Origin of the sequence: Mycobacterium pinniadriaticum, assembly GCF_026242045.1 — a bacterium.
GTDB classification, from domain to species: domain Bacteria; phylum Actinomycetota; class Actinomycetes; order Mycobacteriales; family Mycobacteriaceae; genus Mycobacterium; species Mycobacterium pinniadriaticum.
In genome coordinates this window covers 159402-177716 of sequence record NZ_JAPJDO010000011.1, presented here as the reverse complement: position 1 = coordinate 177716, position 18315 = coordinate 159402, and the positions used below count along the sequence as shown (strand labels likewise).

Below are 18315 nucleotides of genomic sequence, written 5' to 3'. Positions count from 1 at the left end.
GGCGTCCAACAGTTCCCGATCCGGCCGCTCCATGCCTTGCATGAATCCATTTTCCCAGCTCAAGCCGCTACACCGAGGAGACACGCCGATTATTCAGCGGCCTCCTAGGCGGGCTCGAGCCAGATCGCCGAGGTCGGCGGCAATACCAGCGTGGCCGACGCCGGCCGGCCGTGCCAGGGCTCGTCGCTGGCCTCGACGGCGCCGAAGTTGCCGATTCCCGCGCCGTTGTAGATGGTGGCGTCGCTGTTGAGCACCTCACGCCAGGTTCCGGCGTGCGGCAGTCCCAGCCGGTAGCGGGCGTGCTCGGAACCGGAGAAGTTGAATACACACGCCAGTACCGACCCGTCGCTGCCGTAGCGCAGGAAGCTCAGCACGTTGTTGGCCGAATCATTGGCGTCGATCCAGGAGTAGCCCTCGGGCCTGGTGTCCTGGCTCCACAGCGCCCTGCGGCTGCGGTAGATGCCGTTGATGTCGGCGACGAATCGCATGATCCCGGTGGAATAGCTGTTCTCGTCGAGCTGATACCAGTCGACTCCGCGTTCCTCCGACCACTCCGCTCGCTGGCCGAACTCCTGACCCATGAACAGCAGTTGCTTGCCGGGGTGGGCCCACTGGTAGGCCAACAGGCTGCGCAGCCCGGCCGCTTTCACGTGGTCGTTGCCCGGCATTCGCCCCCACAGCGTGCCCTTGCCGTGCACGACCTCGTCGTGGCTGATCGGCAAGACATAGTTCTCGCTGAACGCGTAGAGCATCGAGAACGTCATCTCGTGGTGGTGGTAGCTGCGATAGATCGGGTCGCGTCCGATGTAGTCGAGCGTGTCGTGCATCCACCCCATGTTCCACTTCATCGAAAAGCCAAGCCCACCAAGGTTGGTCGGGCGAGTCACCCCGGGCCACGAGGTGGACTCCTCGGCGATCGTGACAATGCCCGGCGCCATCTTGTGGACGGTCGCGTTCATCTCCTGGAGGAACTGGACCGCCTCGAGATTCTCCCGCCCACCGTAGATGTTGGGCGTCCAGCCGCCGTCCGGCCGCGAATAGTCCAGATAGAGCATGGATGCGACGGCATCCACCCGAAGGCCATCGACGTGGAACTCCTGCAACCAGTACAGAGCATTGGCCACCAGGAAGTTGCGCACCTCCGCGCGGCCGAAATCGAAAACGTAGGTACCCCAGTCGAGTTGCTCGCCGCGGTGCGGGTCGGAATGTTCGTAGAGTGGTGTACCGTCGAAGCGGCCAAGTGCCCACGCGTCTTTCGGGAAGTGTGCGGGCACCCAGTCGACGATCACGCCGATACCGGCCCGGTGCAAGGTGTCCACCAAGAGCCGGAACTCGTCGGGCGACCCGAACCGCGACGTGGGGGCGTAGTAGGACGTCACCTGATAGCCCCATGAGCCGCCGAAGGGATGTTCGGCAACCGGCAGGAATTCGACATGGGTGAATCCCTGGTCCACAACGTAATCGGTGAGTTGCTCGGCCAGTTCACGGTAGCCCAGGCCCGGCCGCCACGAACCGAGGTGCACCTCATAGGTGCTCATCGGTTCGAACACCGGGTTCCGTGCCGCCCGTTGGGTCATCCAGCCCGCGTCGTCCCAGGTGTAGTCCGATGAGAACACCCGGGAGGCGGTTTGGGGCGGGACCTCCGTCGCGAACGCGAAGGGGTCGGCCCGGTCGGTGATCGACCCGTCGACGCCGTGGACCCGGAACTTGTACAGGCCATCGGGCGGGAAGCCGGGCCAGAACAACTCCCACACGCCCGAGGACCCGAGGACGCGCATCGGGGCGTCGTTGCCGTCCCAATGATTGAACTCGCCGATCAGGTTGATCCCCTTGGCATTCGGCGCCCACACCGCGAAGGAGACACCCTCCACGACACCGTCGGCGGTGGTGAACGACCTCGGATGCGCACCGAGAATCTCCCACAATCGCTCATGACGGCCCTCGCCGAAGAGGTACAGGTCCATCTCGCCGAGTGTGGGCAGGAACCGGTAGCCGTCGGCCACGGTCATGGTGTGCCCGCCCGGGTAGGTGACCTCGAGCCGGTAGTCGACCAGGTTGGTGAACGGCAGCGCCACCGCGAACACCCCGGAGTCGACGTGGGTCATCTCGTGGCGTTCGCTGCCGACCAGCGCCACCACCTTCTCGGCATGTGGCTTGAGCGCGCGGACCACAGTGTGATCGCCGTACTCATGGGCACCCAGGATGCTGTGCGGGCTGTGGTGGGTGCCGGCGACCAGCCTGGCCAGCTCGGCGGGATCGGGCGCCAGATGTGGGCTGGCGAGTTTGTCAGTTCTCGTCATTGCCAAGGCTCCTTTGTAGTTCCGTCACTCCCGCCGCAGCAGATCTGCTCTCTGCTCCTGCGGAATCAACGGCATGTTCAGGACGTGCGCGACGGCCCGGGATGGCTCCAGGCGCACAAAATTCGACTGTCCCCACTGGTATTCCTCCCCGGTGATCTCGTCCCGGACCCAGAAGCGGTCGTAGGGATGCATACCCAGCGCTCCCATGTCCAGCCACAAGGTGCCTTCCTCGGGGCCGAAGGCGTTCAGTGTCACCACCACCAGCACGGTGTCACCGGACACCGGGTCGAACTTGCTGTAGGCCAGCAGGGCCTCGTTGTCGATGTGGTGGAAGGTGATGGTGCGCATCTGGCACAGCGCCGGATGGAGGCGCCGGATCTCGTTGAGGCGCTGCAGGAATGGCTCCAGCGACTGTCCGTGTGCCAGGGCGGCCTCGAAGTCGCGCGGCCGCAGCTCGTACTTCTCGGAGTCGAGGTACTCCTCGCTGCCTTCCCGCACCGGCAGGTGTTCGAACAGTTCGTAACCCGAGTACACACCCCAGGACGTGCCCAGGGTCGAGGCCAGCACCGCCCGGATCGCGAACATGCCCGGACCGCCCTGCTGCAGACTTTCGTGCAGGATGTCGGGCGTGTTGACGAACAGATTGGGCCGCGCGTAGTCGGCATGCTCGGTGATCTGGCGACCGAACTCCTCGATCTGCCATTTGGCGGTACGCCAGGTGAAGTACGAATAGGACTGGGTGAAACCGAGTTTCGCCAGACCGTACAACCGGGCCGGTCGGGTGAACGCCTCGGACAGGAACAGCACATCGGGGTCGACCGATTTCACCTGGCCGATCAACCACGCCCAGAAATTCGGCGGCTTGGTGTGTGGGTTGTCAACCCGAAAGATCTTGACGCCGTGTTCCATCCAGTGTCGCACCACACGCAGAACCTCGTCGTAGAGGCCGCCGGGATCGTTGTCGAAGTTCAGCGGATAGATGTCCTGGTACTTCTTCGGCGGGTTCTCCGCATAGGCGATGGTGCCGTCGGGGAGTTCGGTGAACCACTGCCGGTGATTCTTGGCCCAGGGGTGATCCGGCGCGCACTGCAATGCGAGGTCCAGCGCCACCTCGAGCCCGTTGTCGCGGGCGGCGGCCACGAACCGGTCGAAGTCGTCGATCGTCCCCAGATCGGGGTGAACCGCGTCGTGGCCGCCCTCATCGCTGCCGATCGCCCAGGGTGACCCCACGTCGCCGGGTTCAGCCGTCACGCTGTTGTTGCGGCCCTTGCGGTGCACCTTGCCGATCGGGTGGATCGGTGGCAGGTAGACGACGTTGAATCCCATCGCGGCGACCCGGGGCAGCGCGGCGGCGGCCGTCGCGAACGTGCCGTGCACCGGGCGGCCGTGCTCGTCGCGGCCGCCGGTCGAGCGGGGGAACAGCTCATACCAGGCGCTGCAGCGCGCCAGCGGCCGATCGACCCATACCCCGTAGGTGGCGCCGCGGGTGACCAGCTCGCGCAGCGGATACTGGGCGAGCAGATCGGTGATGTCGTGGGATAGTGCCGGCGCGGCGCGGGTCAGCGGGTCGCCGGGCTCGCGGAGCGCCGCCGCGGCGTCGAGCAGCGGAGCGCGGCGATCACGCGGGACGCCGGTGGCCGCGCGTTCCAGCAGCCGGGCACCCACCAGCAGGTCGTTGTCGAGTTCGGACTCACCTTGGCCGGCGTTCAGCTTCGCGGTGACGGCACGGCGCCAGGTGGTGATCGGATCGCCCCACCCGTCGATCCGAAACGTCCACAACCCCACCCGATCGGGCACGAACTGGCTGTGGAACAGATCCGGTGTGCGCCCCAAGGACATCGCGTACAGCTGCGGCTTGACCCGGCTGGTCGCGGGGGCGGCCTCGGCCAGATCGGCGCCCTCGAGCGCCTTGACCCGACGGGCCGGACCCTGTCCCAGCTGGGGGTAGGCCGGTCCGAGGTAGCGCACGACCAACGTCGCCGCCACCGCGTCGTGCCCCTCGCGCCACACCGACCCGGCGACCGGCACCACTTCGCCGACGACCGCTTTGGCCGGATAGGTACCGCAGGACACAACGGGCGCGACGTCATCGATCTCGATACGACCGGGCACCCAACCACTCCATTCCTGACTTGCGTGGCGTGGATCGCTCCGCGCCGACTCCGTCGGTCTTCATCGTTGTCGGTCTTCATTGTTGTCGTAGTGCAGTCGTGCTCGCCCCTGCACCCGGTGTGAGACTCCTTGCCCCTCGGGGTAACCGCATCGCGCCCTATTCACACCGTAGTAGCCCGAATGAATGCGGGGGGAGGAAGCGTGCGGTGACCTCTCGCCGTCGTGGAATCTCAGTAAGGTTGGAACACGTGAAGGCCCTCCGGAGGTTTACGGTCCGCGCACACTTGCCCGATCGGCTCTCGGCGTTGGGCCGGCTGTCCACCAACTTGCGTTGGTCGTGGGACAAGCCGACCCAGGATCTCTTCGCCTCGATCGATCCGCAACTGTGGCTGCAAATCGGTCAGGATCCGGTGGCCCTGCTGGGTGCGGTCTCCCCGGCGCGGCTCGACGAGTTGGCCGCGAACGAGTCGTTCCTGGGCACCCTCGAGCAACTCGCGGCCGACCTGGATGATTATCTCGGGCGGCCCATGTGGTACCAGGAACAGCGGTACCAGGAACAGCGGTACCAGGAGCAGCGGTACCAGGAACAGGACGCGGCCACGATGCCGACGGGTATCGCCTACTTCTCCATGGAGTTCGGTGTCGCCGAGGTGCTGCCCAACTATTCCGGCGGTCTCGGGATCCTGGCCGGTGACCACCTGAAGTCGGCTTCCGATCTGGGCTTGCCGCTGATCGCCGTGGGTCTGTACTACCGGTCCGGCTATTTCCGTCAGTCGCTGACCGCCGACGGCTGGCAACACGAGAACTATCCATCCCTGGACCCCCAGGGCCTGCCGCTGCGGCTGCTGGCCGATGCCGCCGGGGCGCCGGTCCTGGTGGCGCTGGCGATGCCGGACGCCAAGGTGCTGCGGGCCAGGGTGTGGGTCGCCCAGGTCGGGCGGATACCGCTGTTGCTGTTGGACTCTGACATCCCCGAGAACGAACACGACCTGCGCAACGTCACCGACCGGCTATACGGCGGCGACCAGGAACACCGCATCAGGCAGGAGCTGCTCGCCGGTATCGGCGGCGTGCGGGCCATCCGCGCGTTCACCGCGATCGAAGGCTTGGCCGCGCCGGACGTGTTCCACATGAACGAGGGGCACGCGGGCTTCTCGGGCGTGGAGCGGATCCGCGAATACATGGCCGAGCAGAAGCTGGATTTCGACACCGCCCTGACTTTGGTGCGGGCCGCCACGGTGTTCACCACGCACACCCCGGTGCCGGCCGGCATCGACCGGTTCCCGCTGGACATGGTGAAGCGGTACTTCGGTGACGAGGGCAAGACCGGTCTGCTGCCCGGTGTTCCGGTCGGACGTGTGCTGGCGTTCGGGGCCGAGGACGACCCGTCGAAGTTCAACATGGCGCACATGGGCCTGCGCCTTGCGCAACGGGCCAACGGGGTCTCGTTGCTTCATGGTCGCGTCAGCCGCACGATGTTCGATGAGTTGTGGCCCGGGCTCGACCCCGCGGAGGTGCCGATCGGCTCGATCACCAACGGGGTACACGGCCCCACCTGGGCGGCCCCGCAGTGGCTGCAGCTCGGCCGTGAGCTGGCCGGCTCCACCGAGGCGTTGCGCGAGCCCAGCGTGTGGCAACGGCTGCAACAGGTCGACACCGGTCACATCTGGTGGATCCGCTCTCAGCTGCGCGCGCTGCTGGTCGAGGATGTTCGGGTCAGGCTGCGCCGGTCCTGGTTGGAGCGTGGCGCTTCAGAGGCCGAACTGGGATGGATAGCAACGGCTTTCGATCCCGATGTACTGACCATCGGCTTTGCTCGACGGGTCCCCACGTACAAACGCCTCACGCTGATGCTGCGTGACCCGCAACGGCTCGAGGCGCTGCTGCTCGACGAGGACGAGCCCATCCAGCTGATCGTGGCCGGTAAGTCCCATCCCGCCGACGACGCGGGCAAGGCCCTCATCCAGCAGGTCGTCAAGTTCGCCGATCGGCCCGAAGTGCGCCACCGTATCGCCTTCCTGCCCGACTACGACATGTCGATGGCGCGCCAGTTGTACTGGGGTTGCGATGTGTGGCTGAACAATCCGCTGCGTCCGCTCGAGGCCTGCGGCACGTCGGGCATGAAGAGCGCGCTGAACGGCGGGCTCAACCTGTCCATCCGGGACGGCTGGTGGGACGAGTGGTATGACGGCGAAAACGGTTGGGAGATACCGACAGCCGATGGTTTGGCAGATGAAGGACGTCGCGATGACCTGGAGGCCGCCGCGCTCTACGACCTGCTCGAGCATTCGGTCTCGCCGCGGTTCTACGATCGCGACGACAAGGGGGTGCCCAGCCGATGGGTCGAGATGGTCCGGCACACCTTGCAGGTGCTCGGCCCCAAGGTGCTGGCCTCGCGGATGGTGCGCGACTACACCGAGAAGTACTACGAACCCGCCGCGCGGTCCTTCAGCCTGACGAGCGCGCCCATCGACGGGCTGCCGTTCGGCTGCGCCCGCGAACTGTCGGCCTACCGGCTGCGTGCCCGCGAAGCCTGGCCGAAGATCAAGATCACCGATGTGGACAACACCGGACTGCCGGGCACCCCGATCCTGGGGTCGGAGCTGACGTTGACGGCCACCGTGCAACTGGCCGGGCTGCACCCCGACGAGGTGGTGGTGCAGGCGGTGCTCGGCCGTGTCGACGCGGCGAATGCCTTGCAGGACCCGGTGGTCATCGCCATGGCGCATACGGGTTCTGGTGACGGCGGCACCGACATCTTCACGACGACGACTCCGCTGCCCTTGGCCGGGTCCGTCGGCTACACGGTGCGCGTGCTGCCGCACCACCCGCTGCTGGCCGGCGACACCGAACTCGGTCTCGTCACGCTGGCGTAACGCTGGGAGTTGCCGAACCGGTTAGCAGGGCATGGGAGCCACCTGTAGGTTCCCAACAGGAGTGTCGTCCGGGTGCCGCATCGGGGCGGACCATCGGCCTCCGGGAAGGCTTTCGGGGAGTGTTCGTTCGTCGTGCGGTGCTGTTGGCGCTGGTAGGAAGCTTGTTGGCGACTCCGGTACCCGCGTCGGCCGATCCCGATCCCGGCGGCCCCGATCTTGCCCAGCCCATCGTCGCCACCGACCCGGTTCCCCCGCCGGTCGACGATGGGAGGGTGGCGTCCACCCCGCCGATCAGCACGGAATCACCCGACGGGTGGACCCTGACGATCTCCGCCAAGGACGAGGTCCAGATGCCCAGCGCGCCGTTGACCACCGCGATCTCGTCGCGGGAGTACGTCGTCGGGGGCGTCTTCAACGGCGAGCTCAACGGCCCCGGCAGCACCCCGGAGGGTGTGTTCGAGGTCGGCTATCAGATCGGCTGCGGTATCGACATGAGCACCTCCAACGGCGTCTCGCTGACCGGCAGCGCCGGTATCAGCCCGTCGATCGGCTTTCTCGGCCTGGATTTCCCGAACGTCGCCGCCGAGGGCTTCCTGCCGGGGGTCGGCGCCAACATCGGCGGCGGCATCATCGTGAGCCTCAAGCCCGGCATCATCAACATCGTCCCGGTGACCAAAAAAAGGTACAAGGGCGCCGCGCCGTGGGTGTCGATCAGCAACTTCCACGTCAAGATCGACGGCTGCGTCGGCGAGTCGTTCATCCGCTCGTACGCGACGCTGACCAAGTCCACCGACGAAGGCGACGCGATCCTGTCCTGGTACGGCGTGACGAAGAAGATCTGAGCCGACGGGCACACCGTCAGGGAAATCGTTTGATACAGCGGTCCTGATCGCCGAGCACGCCGATGCGGAACGCGTCGATGCGGTTGAACCCGGCGGGCACCGATTCGCCGTTGACATCGCCGGCGACCAGGCCGTTGGTCAGCAGGCCGGATACCGCCTCGTCGATATCGCCGGCGGTCAGGGCGACGGTGTTGCCGTCGGAAGTGGTGACCTCCTTGGACAGCTTGGTGGTGGCCACGCCGGTCAGGCAGGCGGTGCGCAGCCCGGCCTCGGCGTTGTCGAGCACCAGGCCGCCGCGCTCGTGCTGTACCGCCAGCATGTATCGGGACATCAGCACCGAGTACGCGGTGTTGTCGCCGGTGACCAGGACATCGTCCTCGCCTTCGTTCGACGCGCCCATTTTCTCCAGGCCTGGCAGATCGACGGCGATGGTGTTGGTGGCCGGGCAGTAGGAGGCCGGCGGGCTGGGCCGGGCGTCGGGACACGTCGACGCCGCGGCGGCATCAAAGCTCAGCGTCGGCGGATTCTTCGGCGAGAACAGAATGTTCATCGCCTCGGTGATGGCGCCGACCGACTCCTCGCTGACCGGCCACTCGCCGGTCTGGTCGCTCTGCAATTCGATGGGCAGATCGCCGCGACGCTCACCGATCTCCTGGGCGTCGATGGCGGCGCAGGATGACGGTCCGTCGGTGAACCCGAACTGGAAGGCCGAGACTCGTTCGAAAGCTGATCCGTGTTCGTCGCCGGTGTCGAAGTAGTCGTCCTGGCTGAGCAGGGGGTCGCGGAACGCGATCATCGCGGCCAGCAGGTTGTTCAGCCCGTCGCCGGTGCTCAGCGTGAACCGTTTCGAATCGCCTTCGGCGACCCACCGCAGGTAGGCGCCGGCAAAGCAGTCGGCCTGTTGCTCGGCGACCAGGGTGGGCGTGCCCTTCTTGTTGAGCTTGGACAGTTTCTGAATCGCATGCCCGTACTCGTGGGCCAGCACCATCGTGATCGCCATGTCGCCGTTGGCATGGCGCAAGGCGGGTAGCAGTACCCCACGATCCCACCCGATGGTGTTGTCGTCGTCGCAGTAGGCGGCGTTGATCAGGCCGACGGTGGACTCGTCGCAGAATTCACCGCTGTACGAGTCGGAGTCCCACGAGACGAGCTCCTTCACGGGTGTGAATTCGCCGTCGAAAGTACCGCTGTAGGCACCTTTCCAATATTCCTCGAGGTCGCTCACCGACTGTGCGGCGATCTCGTCGTCCTCGCCGCCGTCGGTGTCGGTGACGCGGCGGGACGGCTCCTCGGCGTCCGAGCGCAAGCCGCTGGGTCCGTCGACAGCCTGTAGGCCCCCGACCTTGAACGGGTCGTCGAACACCGAGACAGCCTTGCCCGAGATGGTGGTGCCACACCCGGCCAGCACCACCGCGGTGCCCGCGACGGCGAGCAGACGAGCGAGGTGTCGTCGTCGGTGCATGAGGGCCACCCTCCCCGAGGTGTCAGACCGGCGTATGTCGAAATTTGCTCCCACAATAGTGCCGTGCCCCCGCGCGCTTACCGATCCCAACTCACGACGTGGCACCGTCGCGTAGCCGCTGAAGTGCTTGTTTGACGCGCACCGGATCGGTGGTCGACCAGAACGGTGGCAGCGAGGCGCGCAGGTAGCCGCCGTAGCGTGCGCTGGCCATTCGCGAGTCCAGCACAGCGACGACGCCCCGGTCGTCGGCCCGGCGCAACAGTCGGCCCGCCCCTTGAGCCAGCAGCAGGGCGGCGTGTGCGGCGGCGACCGTCATGAACCCGTTGCCTCCCCGGGCGGCGACGGCCCGCTGCCGCGCGGTCAGCAGGGGATCGTCGGGACGGGGGAACGGGATGCGATCGATGAGGACCAGGGACAGCGACGGACCCGGCACGTCGACGCCCTGCCACAGTGACAGAGTGCCGAACAGCGATGTCTCCGGATCGGCGGCGAAGCGCTCGACGAGGGCGGCGGTGCCGTCGTCGCCCTGGCAGAGGATCGGGGTGTCGATCCGCGCCCGTAGCGCTTCGGCCGCGGTCTTGGCCGCACGCATCGACGAGAACAGTCCCAGCGTGCGGCCACCGGCCGCCTCGATCAGCCCGGTGATCTCGTCCAGTTGCTCGGGCGAGCCGGCGGTGTCGCGGCCCGGTGGCGGCAGGTGCGCGGCGACGTAGAGGATGCCGGACTTGGCGTGCTCGAACGGTGAGCCGACGTCGAGGCCTTTCCAGGTGGGCCCGTCGCCGAGTCCCCACGCGCCGGCCATGGCATCGAAAGAGCCGCCGACCGTCAGCGTCGCTGATGTCAAAACCGTTGTCGCGCTGTCGAACAGTCGCGTTCGCAGCAACCCTGCCACCGACAGCGGCGCCACCCGCAGCACCGGTCGCTGTGTCGATCCGCCGGTCGCTCCGCCCTTGATGTCCTCGTGATCGAGCCACACCACCTCGGTGCGGTCGGGGATCGCCGGCACGAACGAGTCCAGCACCCGTGCGGCGGTATCGCCGATATCGGTGAGCGCCGCGATCGCTTCGTTGCGGGCCGCGGCGGCCTTGGGGTCACGCGGCGACGGGTCGATGTCGCCGCGGGCGGCGGTGGCCGCGTCCCGCAGGGTGGTCAGGTAGGTGGCCAGTTCGTCGTCGAGATAGTCGAGCCGGCCGGGCTGGGCGTCGTGGATCGCCGACGAGAACGTCGCGACCGCCGCTTCCATCCGCTGGGCGAGCTGCGGGTTGACCAGCCGGGCGATACGCCGGGTGGCCGCTCCGAGCGGGGCCGGGGTCAGCTCGCCGGTGGCCACCGACGTCACCCGGTCCACCAATTCGTGCGCCTCGTCGACCACCAGATATTCGTGTTCGGGCAGCACTGCGGCGTCGGCGATCGCGTCAATGGCCAGCAGCGCGTGGTTGGTGACGATGATCTCGGCTCGCCCGGCCTCGGCCCGCGCGCGTTCGGAGAAGCAGTCGCTGCCGTACGGGCAGCGCGCCATGCCGAGGCACTCCCGCGCCGAGACGCTGACCTGCGACCAGGATCGATCGGGCACGCCGGGCGTCAGTTCGTCGCGGTCGCCGGTCTCGGTCGACGACGCCCACGCCGTCAGCCGGGCGACATCCCGAACCAACGCGGTGGCGGCGACCGGCTCGAACAGCTCCTCCTGAGCGGCGTCGCTTGCTTCGTCGCTCGTTCCGTTGTGGATCTTGTTCAAACACAAGTAATTTCGGCGCCCTTTCAGCAGCGCGAAACGCGGCCGTCGAGGTAGGGCGGCGGCGAGCGCGTCGACCAGCCGGGGCAGGTCGCGGTCGACGAGCTGGCGTTGCAGGGCGATGGTCGCGGTGGACACCACGACGGGGGTTTCCTCGGCGACCGCCCGGGCGATCGCGGGAACCAGGTAGGCCAGCGACTTGCCAGTGCCGGTGCCGGCCTGCACCGCCAGATGTTCGCCGCCGGCGAAGGCCTGTGCCACCGCCTCGGCCATCCGCACCTGGCCCGGCCGCTCGTTGCCGCCCAGCGTGGCCACCGCCGTCGCCAGTAACTCGGTCACCGGCGGGAGATCGGTCGCGTTCACCGCGGCTGCACCGGCACCTGACGGGTCGGGATCGCCGGCTCACCCGCCGACAGGGCCAAACCCTCCCACGGCAGGCTGTGAAGTCCGCTGACCACCAACTCTCGCGCAGCGGCCAGGCCGGGCGCGGGTTGGTGGTCAGCGGGCCGACCGCCCCGCATCAGCGGCACGGTCAGCGTGCGGGCGGGCTCGGTCACCTCAGGCGGTGTGGACACGGGGTGGACGACCTCCTCGATGATCGTGCCCGTCGGCCGGGACAGGCGCAGGGCCGCCTTGCGGCCGCCATGGGATTCCTTGTGGCTGCTGCGCTTCTGCACCGGAAGGCCGTCCACCTCGACGAGCTTGTAGACCATGCTGGCAGTGGGGGCGCCGGAGCCGGTGGCCACCGAAGTCCCGACACCGTAGCTGTTGACGGGATCGGCGCGCAGCGCCGCGATCGAGTATTCGTCGAGATCGCCCGAGACCACGATCTGGGTTCGGGTCGCGCCCAGCCCGTCGAGCTGAGCCCGCACTTGCCTTGCCAGGACACCGAGGTCACCGGAGTCGATGCGCACGGCACCGAGTTCGGTCCCGGCGACGGCGATCGCGTTGGCTACGCCCGCCGTGACGTCGTAGGTGTCGACCAGCAGGGTTGTTCCGACGCCGAGGGTGTCGACCTGCGCACGGAACGCGGCGCGCTCCCACTGATCCGGGCCATCGGCTGCCGACGCGTGCAGCATGGTGAACGCGTGCGCGCTGGTCCCCAGGGCGGGGATGCCGTAGCGGCGGCTGGCCTCCAGGTTGGAGGTACCGGTGAAGCCGGCAATGTAGGCCGCGCGGGCCGCGGCGACCGCCGCATATTCATGGGTGCGCCGCGAACCCATCTCGATCAGCGTGCGACCGGCGGCGGCGCTGACCATGCGGGCGGCCGCCGAGGCGATCGCGGTGTCGTGGTTGAGGATCGACAGCGCCAGCGTCTCCAGGAGTACGCATTCGGCGAAGCTGCCGGTGACCGACAGCACCGGGGATCCGGGGAAGTACAGCTCGCCCTCGGCGTAGCCGTCGATATCGCCGGTGAAGCGGAAGTCCCGGAGGTAGTCCAGCGTCGCGGGGTCGAGAAAGGACCGCAACGGCTCAAGGGCCTCATCATCGAAGACGAACTCGCCCAAGGCTTCCAGGAAACGCGCGGTCCCGGCCACCACTCCGTACCGGCGCCCGTCGGGCAGCCGACGCGCGAACACCTCGAAAGTGGTCCTGCGTCCGGCCGAGCCATCGCGCAACGCGGCGGCCAGCATGGTCAGCTCGTATTTGTCCGTCAGCAGGGCGGCGGTCACAGCGCAACCGTATCGGCCGCCCCACGGGCTGGATAGCGATTGATCCCGCTCGCTATCCTTAGGCGCATGGGCTCGCAAGCAGCTCCGACCCGACCGGACACCAGTGAACAGCAACGAACGGATTCCGTCGCTGCCCTGGACAGCCCCTGGGTCACGATCGTCTGGGATGACCCGGTCAATCTGATGAACTATGTGACCTACGTGTTCCAGAAGCTCTTCGGCTACAGCGAACCGCACGCAACCAAGCTCATGCTGCAGGTTCATCACGAGGGCAAGGCGGTCGTTTCGGCGGGAAGCCGGGAGTCCATGGAAGTCGACGTGTCCAAACTGCATGCCGCCGGATTGTGGGCGACCATGCAGCAGGACCGCTGAGCAAGGCCAACGAGTCCATCGGTCAGGATCAACGTGCGCAAATGGAAGCGGGTCGACACCGCTGACGGTCCCCGCTTCCGTTCGGCACTGGCTCCGCACGAAGCGGCGCTGCTGAAGAACATGGTGGCCTCGGTGCAGGGCATGCTCGACGAGCGGGAGGCCTCGACGCCATCGGATCCGCTGGAGCAGATCACCGGTATCCGCGCCGGCAACCCGCTCCCGCCGGAGGACTCCACCATGCGGCGGCTGCTGCCGGATTTCTTCAAGCCACAGCACGATCACCCGGCCGGCTCGGCGGCCGCCGAAAGCCTCAACAACGCCCTGCGCAGCCTGCACGAGCCGGAGATCATCGACGCTAAAAAGGCTGCGGCACAACGTCTTCTGGATACACTGCCCGACGGCGGAGGCAGGTTCGAAATCACCGAGGGCGATGCCAACGCGTGGATCTCCGCGGTCAACGACGTGCGGCTGGCCCTGGGGGCGATGCTCGAGATCGGGCCGCAGGGTCCTGACCGGCTGCCGCCCGATCATCCACTGGCCGGCCATCTCGACGTGTACCAGTGGCTGACCGTGCTGCAGGAGTATCTGGTGCTCGGGTTGATGGGCAAACCGATCCGATGAGTCGCGGCTCAATCACCGATGTCGACGGCATCTTGGTCGGTCATCACGGTCGCCTCGACGCCGACGCCACCCTCGGATCGGGCTGGGCCTGCGGCACCACCGTGATCGTCGCCCCTCCCGGGACGGTCGGGGCGGTCGATGTTCGGGGCGGTGCACCCGGCGGTCGTGAGACCGATCTGCTCGACCCGTCCAACAGCGTCCGCCACGTCGATGCGGTCGTCTTGACCGGAGGCAGCGCTTACGGGCTGGCCGCCGCCGACGGGGTGATGACCTGGCTGGAGGAGCGGGGCCGCGGTGTGGCGATGGAGGGCGGCGTTGTTCCGATCGTTCCGGCCGCGGTGATTTTCGACCTTCCGGTCGGTGGCTGGCGTTGCCGGCCGAGCGCCGAGTTCGGGTATGCGGCGGCACAGACGGCCGGTGTGGACGTGGCGGTCGGCACCGTCGGCGCCGGGATCGGCGCCCGCGCCGCCGTGCTGAAAGGTGGTGTCGGCACCGCGTCGACCACACTCGATTCGGGCGTCACCGTCGGCGCGATCGTCATCGTCAACAGCGCCGGAAACGTCGTTAGCCCGGCCACCGGACTGCCCTGGATGACCCACTTGACCGAGGAGTTCGGGCTGGTCAACCCGCCAGCCGAGCAGATCGCCGCACTGAGCGCCCTCGATGCGGAGGCCAGTCCGTTGAACACGACCATCGCTGTGGTGGCCACCGACGCCGCGCTGTCACCGACGGCGTGCCGGCGTTTGGCCGTCGCGGCCCAGGACGGCCTGGCGCACACCATCCGCCCGGCGCACACCCCCCTGGACGGGGACACCGTCTTCGCGTTGGCCACCGGCGCGGTCGAGGTCCAGCCAGCCGCGGATACCCCGGCACAGATGGCGCCGGAGACCAAGCCGCTTGCGGCGATCGGCGCGGCCGGGGCGGATTGTCTGGCGCGCGCGGTGCTGGTCGCGGTGCTGGCCGCCGAGTCGGCTGCCGGAATACCGACCTACCGCGACATGTTGCCTGGTGCGTTCGGCGCATCTGGCCGCTGAGCTCGATCACAGGAGGAAACGCCACCGTGCTGGTGATCCGTGCCGACCTGGTCGACGCCATGGTCGCCCATGCCAGGACCGACCACCCCGACGAGGCGTGCGGAGTGCTGGCCGGGCCAGCGGGGTCCGGCCGGCCCGAGCGGCACATCGCGATGGTCAACGCCGAGCGGTCCCCGACGTTCTACCGGTTCGACTCCGGCGAGCAGCTCAGGGTGTGGCGCGCCATGGACGAGAACGACGAGGCCCCCGTCGTCATCTACCACTCGCACACCGCCACCGAGGCCTACCCCAGCCGCACCGACATCGCGTATGCCGCAGAGCCCGATGCGCACTATGTCCTGATCTCCACCCGGGATCCCGACGGGCACGAGCTGCGCAGCTACCGGATCGTCGACGGTGTGGTCACCGAAGAACCCGTCACCATCGTCGATCAACACCAGAGCTGAAGAAGGAGCCACCCATGTCCGTTGAGGTATCCATCCCGACCATCCTGCGAACCCACACCGGCGGCGAGAAACGCGTTAATGCCGACGGCGAGACCCTGCAGGCCGTGATCGCGGACCTGGAGGCCAACTACGCCGGGATCGCCGAGCGGTTGGTGGATAACGGAAAGCTGAACCGGTTCGTCAACATCTACGTCAACGACGAGGACGTTCGCTTCTCCGGTGGGCTGGCCACCGAGATCGGCGAGGGTGATTCGGTGACGATCCTGCCCGCCGTGGCAGGCGGCTGAGCGGGAGGCCACTTGACCCGGTATGGCTCGCTGGTCCAGGCGGTCGGAGACACCCCGTTGGTCGGGTTGCCCCGACTGTCGCCGCGCTGGGATGAGTGCGATGACGGTCCGCACGTGCGGCTGTGGGCCAAACTCGAAGACCGCAACCCGACCGGATCCATCAAGGATCGACCCGCCCTGCGGATGATCGAGCAGGCCGAACGCGACGGCCTGCTCACGCCGGGAACGACCATTCTGGAGCCCACCAGCGGCAACACCGGCATCTCGCTGGCGATGGCGGCGCTGCTCAAGGGCTACCGGTTGATCTGCGTGATGCCGGAGAACACGTCAGTCGAGCGCCGGCAGCTCCTCGAGCTCTACGGAGCCCAGATCATCTATTCGCCCGCCGAGGGCGGCTCCAATACCGCGGTCGCGCGCGCTAAGGAACTGGCCGCCGAACACGCCGACTGGGTGATGCTCTACCAGTACGGCAATCCGGCAAACGCCGACGCGCACTATTACGGCACCGGGCCCGAGTTGCTGGCGGACCTGCCCGAGATCACCCACTTCGTCGGCGGCCTGGGCACCACCGGCACCCTGATGGGCACCGGCCGCTACCTGCGTGAGCACGTTCCCGGCATCGTGATCGTCGCCGCCGAACCGCGCTACGGCGAGGGTGTTTATGCGCTGCGCAATATCGACGAGGGATTCATCCCCGAGCTCTACGACCCGGACGTGTTGACGACTCGCTTCTCGGTCGGCTCGGTTGACGCGCTGCGCCGCACCCGCGAACTGATCCGGATCGAAGGGATCTTCGCCGGCATCTCCAGCGGCGCGATCCTGCACGCCGCGTTGGGAGTGGCGGCCAAGGCCGTCAAGGCTGCTCAGCGCGCTGACATCGCGTTCACCGTGTGCGACGCGGGGTGGAAGTATCTGTCCACCGGTGCCTACGCCGGTAGCCTGGACGAAGCCGAGGAGGCTTTGGAAGGCCAGCTCTGGGCGTAGACGCGGAGGCGCCGGTGAGACACAGATGACCCAGCCATTGGGCTATTCCGCGACCCCACCGCCGCCCAAGAAGCCGGCGGCCTGGAAGGTCGGCGGCGCCACCATCGTGTCGTTCGTGGTGTTGCTCTACGTCATCGAGCTCGTCGACCAGCTCTCCGGACACTCACTGGACCGCAACGGCATCCGGCCGTTGGAAACCGACGGCCTGTGGGGCGTGGTCTTCGCGCCGCTGCTGCATGGCAATTGGCAGCACCTGGCCGCCAACACGGTGCCGGCTCTGGTGCTCGGTTTCCTGGTGACGCTGACCGGCATGGCCCGCTTCGTCTGGGCCACCGCGATCATCTGGATCGTCGGCGGCCTGGGCACCTGGTTGATCGGCAACGTGGGTTGTGGGCTGGAGACCAATCACATCGGCGCTTCCGGGCTGATCTTCGGCTGGTTGACGTTCCTGCTGGTGTTCGGTTGGTTCACCCGGCACATCTGGTGGATCGTGACGGGCATCGTCGTGCTGTTCGTCTACGGCAGTGTCCTGTGGGGGGCGTTACCCGAGTTGAACCGCTGCGGCGGGGTGTCCTGGCAAGGGCACCTGTGCGGGGCCATCGCCGGGGTGCTGGCCGCCTACTGGCTGTCCGGCCCGGAACGGAAGGCCCGGGAACGCAAGAAGGCCGGCCAGTTTCCCGGGCTGACATCATGAGCGACCGTTTCGCGCCGATCGGCATCTTCGATTCCGGAGTGGGTGGGCTGACGGTCGCTCGCTCGATCGTCGACCAGTTGCCCGACGAGGACGTGATCTACGTCGGCGACACCGCCAACGGGCCGTACGGTCCGCTGAGCATCCCGGAGGTACGGGCACATGCCCTGGCCATTGGCGACGATCTCGTCGAACGCGGGGTGAAGGCTCTCGTCATCGCCTGCAACACCGCGTCGTCGGCCTGTCTGCGCGATGCGCGCGAGCGTTACGACGTACCGGTCGTCGAAGTGATCCTGCCGGCGGTACGGCGGGCAGTGGCCACCACCCGAACCGGGCGCATCGGGGTGATCGGCACCCAGGCCACCGTCGCGTCCGGGACCTACCAGGACGCGTTCGCCGCCGCCCGCGATGTCGAGGTCACGGCCGTGGCGTGTCCGCGGTTCGTGGACTTCGTCGAGCGTGGCGTCACCAGCGGCCGTCAGGTGCTCAACCTGGCCGAGGGGTACTTGGAGCCGTTGCAGCGCGCGCAGGTGGACACGCTGGTTCTGGGCTGTACGCACTACCCGCTGCTGTCCGGGCTGATTCAGCTGGCGATGGGGGATTCGGTCGCCTTGGTGTCCAGTGCCGAGGAGACGGCCAAGGACTTGCTGAAAGTGTTGACCGAGCGCGATCTTCTGCGGCCGCATGAGGACGACGGCCGCTCCGCCGGCCACTACGCGTTCGAGGCGACAGGCGATCCCGAGGCGTTCACCGCCTTGGCGGCGCGCTTCCTGGGGCCGGCGATTACCGGGGTCCACCCTGTTCAGCGTCACGTCGGCGCGGCGAAGTGATTCTCATGTCGAAACCCGTGATGTTTTCCTCTTGCGGCATCCGGGCATGGCAA

At 67.5% G+C, this 18315-nt stretch carries 15 protein-coding genes; 10 read left to right on the top strand and 5 right to left on the bottom strand.

The genetic code is table 11. The features are described 5' to 3' along the window. Positions 1-104 precede the first annotated feature (104 nt). Positions 105-2300: a 1,4-alpha-glucan branching protein GlgB gene (glgB, locus tag ORI27_RS15450; protein ID WP_265997600.1), complete on the bottom strand. Its 2196-nt coding sequence runs from the start codon at positions 2298-2300 to the stop codon at positions 105-107. Between the two features lie 24 nt (positions 2301-2324). Further along, positions 2325-4412: an alpha-1,4-glucan--maltose-1-phosphate maltosyltransferase gene (locus tag ORI27_RS15445; protein WP_265997602.1), complete on the bottom strand. Its 2088-nt coding sequence runs from the start codon at positions 4410-4412 to the stop codon at positions 2325-2327. Positions 4413-4660: 248 nt separating this feature from the next. On the opposite strand from ORI27_RS15445, the gene glgP reads away from it, so the two are divergent. Continuing rightward, the gene (glgP, locus tag ORI27_RS15440) at positions 4661-7288 is read left to right on the top strand and encodes an alpha-glucan family phosphorylase (RefSeq protein WP_265997603.1); all 2628 of its coding nucleotides are present in this window, start codon (positions 4661-4663) and stop codon (positions 7286-7288) included. Between the two features lie 119 nt (positions 7289-7407). Continuing rightward, positions 7408-8130: an MspA family porin gene (locus tag ORI27_RS15435; protein WP_265997605.1), complete on the top strand. Its 723-nt coding sequence runs from the start codon at positions 7408-7410 to the stop codon at positions 8128-8130. Positions 8131-8146: 16 nt separating this feature from the next. Here the strand turns inward: ORI27_RS15435 and ORI27_RS15430 are convergent, their stop codons facing one another. The 3 genes from ORI27_RS15430 to ORI27_RS15420 form a co-directional block, all read right to left on the bottom strand. Further along, entirely contained in the window at positions 8147-9592 is a 1446-nt protein-coding gene (locus ORI27_RS15430; protein ID WP_265997606.1) for a neutral zinc metallopeptidase, read from the bottom strand. 91 nt (positions 9593-9683) lie between these two features. Next, on the bottom strand, positions 9684-11687 hold the full coding sequence (locus ORI27_RS15425; RefSeq protein ID WP_265997607.1) for an ATP-dependent DNA helicase: 2004 nt from the start codon (positions 11685-11687) through the stop codon (positions 9684-9686). Next, positions 11684-12997 (bottom strand): nicotinate phosphoribosyltransferase, encoded by a 1314-nt coding sequence (locus ORI27_RS15420; RefSeq protein ID WP_265997608.1) that lies wholly within the window; start codon positions 12995-12997, stop codon positions 11684-11686. Before ORI27_RS15420 ends, ORI27_RS15425 begins: the two co-directional genes overlap by 4 nt. Before the next feature lie 66 nt (positions 12998-13063). Between ORI27_RS15420 and clpS the strand changes: the two genes are divergently transcribed. Genes clpS through murI form a run of 8 tightly spaced genes read left to right on the top strand, consistent with a single transcriptional unit; the run spans position 13064 to position 18262 of the window. Continuing rightward, positions 13064-13369 (top strand): ATP-dependent Clp protease adapter ClpS, encoded by a 306-nt coding sequence (clpS, locus tag ORI27_RS15415; protein ID WP_265997609.1) that lies wholly within the window; start codon positions 13064-13066, stop codon positions 13367-13369. Positions 13370-13402: 33 nt separating this feature from the next. Beyond that, complete coding sequence (gene aosR / locus ORI27_RS15410; RefSeq protein ID WP_265997610.1) at positions 13403-13990, top strand: oxidative stress transcriptional regulator AosR; 588 nt, start codon at positions 13403-13405, stop codon at positions 13988-13990. Beyond that, the gene (locus tag ORI27_RS15405) at positions 13987-15024 is read left to right on the top strand and encodes a P1 family peptidase (protein ID WP_265997612.1); all 1038 of its coding nucleotides are present in this window, start codon (positions 13987-13989) and stop codon (positions 15022-15024) included. The genes aosR and ORI27_RS15405 overlap by 4 nt, the downstream gene beginning before the upstream one ends. Positions 15025-15029: 5 nt before the next feature. Further along, a complete protein-coding gene (locus ORI27_RS15400; protein WP_407666318.1) occupies positions 15030-15470 on the top strand; it encodes a M67 family metallopeptidase in 441 nt (146 codons plus the stop codon). 14 nt (positions 15471-15484) lie between these two features. Next, positions 15485-15757, top strand: a complete 273-nt coding sequence (locus ORI27_RS15395) for a MoaD/ThiS family protein (RefSeq protein WP_265997615.1) — start codon at positions 15485-15487, stop codon at positions 15755-15757. A 12-nt stretch (positions 15758-15769) separates the two neighbouring features. Then, positions 15770-16741: a cysteine synthase gene (locus tag ORI27_RS15390; RefSeq protein WP_265997616.1), complete on the top strand. Its 972-nt coding sequence runs from the start codon at positions 15770-15772 to the stop codon at positions 16739-16741. A gap of 25 nt (positions 16742-16766) precedes the next feature. Further along, on the top strand, positions 16767-17435 hold the full coding sequence (locus tag ORI27_RS15385; RefSeq protein ID WP_265997617.1) for a rhomboid family intramembrane serine protease: 669 nt from the start codon (positions 16767-16769) through the stop codon (positions 17433-17435). Then, positions 17432-18262 (top strand): glutamate racemase, encoded by an 831-nt coding sequence (gene murI / locus ORI27_RS15380; protein WP_265997618.1) that lies wholly within the window; start codon positions 17432-17434, stop codon positions 18260-18262. The genes ORI27_RS15385 and murI overlap by 4 nt, the downstream gene beginning before the upstream one ends. Positions 18263-18315: the final 53 nt, after the last annotated feature.

Bases quoted from the DNA above. Each gene is read 5' to 3' on its own strand.
- glgB (WP_265997600.1), bottom strand. From the start codon at position 2,300: ATGACGAGAACTGACAAACTCGCCAGCCCACATCTGGCGCCCGATCCC.
- ORI27_RS15430 (WP_265997606.1), bottom strand. From the start codon at position 9,592: ATGCACCGACGACGACACCTCGCTCGTCTGCTCGCCGTCGCGGGCACC.
- clpS (WP_265997609.1), top strand. From the start codon at position 13,064: ATGGGCTCGCAAGCAGCTCCGACCCGACCGGACACCAGTGAACAGCAA.
- ORI27_RS15405 (WP_265997612.1), top strand. From the start codon at position 13,987: ATGAGTCGCGGCTCAATCACCGATGTCGACGGCATCTTGGTCGGTCAT.
- ORI27_RS15395 (WP_265997615.1), top strand. From the start codon at position 15,485: ATGTCCGTTGAGGTATCCATCCCGACCATCCTGCGAACCCACACCGGC.
- ORI27_RS15385 (WP_265997617.1), top strand. From the start codon at position 16,767: ATGACCCAGCCATTGGGCTATTCCGCGACCCCACCGCCGCCCAAGAAG.
- murI (WP_265997618.1), top strand. From the start codon at position 17,432: ATGAGCGACCGTTTCGCGCCGATCGGCATCTTCGATTCCGGAGTGGGT.